The sequence below is a fragment of the Microcella sp. genome (assembly GCF_033763155.1).
Classification (GTDB): Bacteria; Actinomycetota; Actinomycetes; order Actinomycetales; family Microbacteriaceae; genus Microcella.
In genome coordinates this window covers 1-3453 of record NZ_JANRKZ010000231.1, presented here as the reverse complement: position 1 = coordinate 3453, position 3453 = coordinate 1, and the positions used below count along the sequence as shown (strand labels likewise).

5 protein-coding genes and 1 pseudogene are annotated in these 3453 nt (G+C 69.1%); 4 read left to right on the top strand and 2 right to left on the bottom strand.

Translation table 11 applies throughout. The features are described from left to right. Together SFU54_RS09830 and SFU54_RS09825 are read left to right on the top strand one after the other, a co-directional pair. A pseudogene (locus SFU54_RS09830) lies at nt 1-946 on the top strand (AAA family ATPase); the annotation flags it as partial. Nucleotides 947-977: 31 nt separating this feature from the next. Beyond that, on the top strand, nt 978-1148 hold the full coding sequence (locus SFU54_RS09825; protein WP_319016094.1) for a hypothetical protein: 171 nt from the start codon (nt 978-980) through the stop codon (nt 1146-1148). Between the two features lie 21 nt (nt 1149-1169). Here the strand turns inward: SFU54_RS09825 and SFU54_RS09820 are convergent, their stop codons facing one another. Further along, on the bottom strand, nt 1170-1463 hold the full coding sequence (locus SFU54_RS09820) for an FmdB family zinc ribbon protein (RefSeq protein ID WP_319016093.1): 294 nt from the start codon (nt 1461-1463) through the stop codon (nt 1170-1172). A 56-nt stretch (nt 1464-1519) separates the two neighbouring features. Continuing rightward, nucleotides 1520-2116 carry a 5-formyltetrahydrofolate cyclo-ligase gene (locus tag SFU54_RS09815; protein WP_319016092.1) on the bottom strand — a complete coding sequence of 199 codons (597 nt, stop codon included), beginning with the start codon at nt 2114-2116 and terminating at the stop codon, nt 1520-1522. 74 nt (nt 2117-2190) lie between these two features. On the opposite strand from SFU54_RS09815, the gene galU reads away from it, so the two are divergent. Together galU and SFU54_RS09805 are read left to right on the top strand one after the other, a co-directional pair. Further along, nucleotides 2191-3081, top strand: a complete 891-nt coding sequence (gene galU / locus SFU54_RS09810) for a UTP--glucose-1-phosphate uridylyltransferase GalU (RefSeq protein WP_319016091.1) — start codon at nt 2191-2193, stop codon at nt 3079-3081. 6 nt (nt 3082-3087) lie between these two features. Further along, a partial coding sequence (locus tag SFU54_RS09805; protein ID WP_319016090.1) for a GNAT family protein occupies nt 3088-3453 on the top strand: 366 nt, incomplete at its 3' end.

Here is a 3453-nt window from a genome sequence, read left to right as displayed (position 1 = left end):
GTCGCTGCCGTGGGCTGGGTCGTTCTTGGGGCATCCGTCGATCGCGGTCGACTATCTCGACGACGGCCACGGCATGCCCGACCCCGACTCGGGCGCGATCGAGAGCGTCGACGCCGAAGTGCTGCGCACGGTCGATCTCGTGATTGAGCACGCGACGGCGCGCCCGACCGAGTCGCTCATGGTCGTCACGGCGAGTGCCAAGCACGCCGCGCGCGTTCACACGGCGGTGCTCGAGGCGCTCACTCACCGCCCCGATCTGCATGACGTGCTGCTCGGTGACCGCGCCGAGCCCTTTGCCGTGCTCACGATCGAGCAGTCGGTGGCGCAGTCGCGTGACCGCGTCATCTTCTCGATCGGCTTTGGCCGCACGCCGCACGGCCGTGTGCTCACCGAGTTCGGGTCGCTCGGGCGCCCGGGCGGCGACCGCTTGCTTGCCGTCGCGATGACGCGCGCGCGTCGCTACGTGCGCATCGTCAGTTGCATTCGCCCGAGCGATCTCGACGATGATCGCTTGTCGCACGGCGCTCGCGCGCTCGCTGACCTGTTCGACGACATCGAGGCGCGCCGCACGGCGGTCGAGGTGCCCGACGACAGCGATCCGATGCTTATCGATCTTGCTCGCCGCCTCGAGGCACGCGGTATGAAGGTGGCTCTCGGGCACCGCGGCAAGTTGCCGCTCGTCGCAAGCCGTGGGGGCTACTGCGTGGCCGTCGAGACGGATGCTGCGCTCGCGCACCTCAGCCTGCGCGAGTCACTGCGCCTGCGCCCCGACCTGCTGCGGCGCTTGGGCTGGCACTACGCGCGCGTTCACGTGTTCGAGCTCTTCAGTGACCCCGAGGCCGTGGCTGATCGCATCTATGCACTGGTCGGCGGAGCCCCCTCGGCACCCGCGAGCTCGTCAGCACCGTCGGGCATGCAGACCGAAGAGCTCGCGATCCAGCGCTGACGGCCCTCGTCGCGCCGCGTACCCTGAAGTCATGACCGAGTCGGATGCGGGGCAGGCCCCGCCCACCCGCGCCCGCGGTGCGCGCCGGGTCACGACGGCGCCTCCGCCGGGCTCGGATCCCACTCCGCCGCGCGAGCCCGAGCGCCACCGGCTCGACGACAACGACGAGCGGCTCAAGGCCGAGAAGCCCCCGCACTACTGAGCGGGGAGCAACAGATCGCGCCTAAGTTGCGGCAGCGGGTGCTGCGGCGGGCGTGCTCGCGGGTGCGGATGACCCGCTCGACTCGCTCTTCGCCGAGCTGCTCGACGGGCTTGACGAGCTCGACGACGAGCTCGAGCCCGCGCGGCTGTCGGTGCGGTAGAAGCCCGAACCGTTGAAGGTGACGCCGACGGCCGAGAACACCTTGCGCAGCTTCCCCTGGCACGTCGGGCACTCGGTCAGCGAGTCGTCGGTGAAGGCCTGCTGAATGTCGAACGCGGTCGAACACTCGGTGCAGCGGTACGAATACGTGGGCATGGAAAAGACCTCCACCTTTTAGGATACGGCGGCCAGAGCATCCGCCCGAACCGCGCTCAGGAGGTGAAGCGCGTGATGCCGCTGGGGGTGACGACGCCGTCGACGCCCTGATCGTGGCGTTCGCGCGGCAGTTCGTCGACGACCTCGTGGTCGAAGACGGCGGCGAACACGGGCGGGCGGCGCTCCATCGAGCCGAGTGTCTTGTCGAAATAGCCGCGGCCCCAGCCCATGCGCATGCCCGAGCGGTCGACGGCCGCCGCGGGAACGATGATGAGGCCCACGTCGTTGATGGCGATGGGCCCGAGCACTTCGGTGGTGGGCACGGGCATGCCGATGACGTCGAGTCCTTCGTCGGCGCTGTCGTAGAGCGCCCAGTCGAGCAACCCGTCGTCGCGCGAGACCGGGAGCAGCACGCGAATGCCCTGCTCGGCCGCCCACGCGATGAACGGCCGGGTCTCGGGCTCGTCGCGCGTGGCGAGGTAACACGACAGTGAGCGCGGCCCGAGCGCCGACGCGAGGGCGATGAGTTGACGCGTCAGACCTTCGGTGGCGAGGTCGCGGTCATGCTGAGCACGGATGCGCCGCCGCTCGCGCAGCTCGGCCCGCAGGGCGCGCTTGGCGGCGATCAGCTCGCTCTCGCGGTCGGGGGCCATACCGCCATGCTAGGGCTGACACAAGCCCCGTGTACTCCTGGGCTGTGAACGACCGCCGGGTCTACGCTGGGCGCATGACCCCGCGAATCAGCAAGGCCGTGATCCCCGCAGCGGGACTCGGTACCCGGTTCCTTCCCGCAACAAAGGCCATGCCGAAAGAGATGTTGCCCGTCGTCGACAAGCCGGCCATTCAATACGTGGTCGAAGAGGCGGTCGGTGCGGGGCTCACTGACGTGCTCATGATCACCGGTCGCAACAAGACGGCGCTCGAGAACCACTTCGACCGCGTCGGCGAACTCGAGGCCACGCTCGAGGCGAAGGGCGACACCGAAAAACTCGCCAAGGTCGAGTACTCGACCGACCTCGCCGACATGCACTACGTGCGCCAGGGCGACCCGCTCGGCCTCGGTCACGCGGTGTTGCGCGCCCACATGCACGTGGGCCGCCAGCCCTTCGCCGTGCTGCTCGGTGACGACATCATCGACCCGCGCGACCCCCTGCTCGAGCGCATGATCGAGGTGCACGAAGAGCACAACGCGAGCGTCATCGCCCTGCTCGAGGTCGACCCCGCGCAAGCGCATCTTTATGGTGTTGCCACCGTCGAACTAACGGACGACCCCGATGTCGTGCGCGTCGTCGATCTCGTCGAGAAGCCCGCGCCGGGCACCGCACCCTCGAACTACGCCGTGATCGGCCGCTACGTGTTGCGGCCCGAGATTTTCGACATCCTTGAGCACACGGCCCCCGGCAAGGGCGGCGAGATTCAGCTGACGGATGCCCTGCTCGAGCTCGCCCAAGCGCCCGACACCGGCGGCGTCTACGGTGTGGTGTTCCGCGGCCGCCGGTATGACACGGGTGACCGCCTCGACTACATCAAGGCCATTGTGCAGCTCGCCGTCGAGCGCGCTGACCTCGGCCCCGAGCTGCGCCCGTGGCTGCGCGACTTCGCCGCCCGCATGGACTAAGCCGCGGTGTCGATCATCCCCACTCTGCGTGACGGCGCGACCGTCTTGCGGCCGATTCGCGTGCGTGATTCGCGCGCGCTCGAGGCCGAACTCATCGACAGCCGAAGTTGGTTGCGGCCGTGGGAGGCCACGCATCCCTCGGCGCCCTTGCACTGGGACACCAAGGGCAGCATCCGCAACCTCATCGCGGGCGCCAGGGCGGGCACGGGCCTGCCGTTCATCATCGAGACGGAAGGCCGATTGGCCGGCCAGCTCAATGTCAGCGGCATGACCTACGGCTCGCTCGCCTCGGCAACGATCGGCTATTGGGTGGGTGCGGGGTTTGCCGGGCGCGGGCTCACGCCCACGGCCGTGGCGCTCGCGACCGACCAC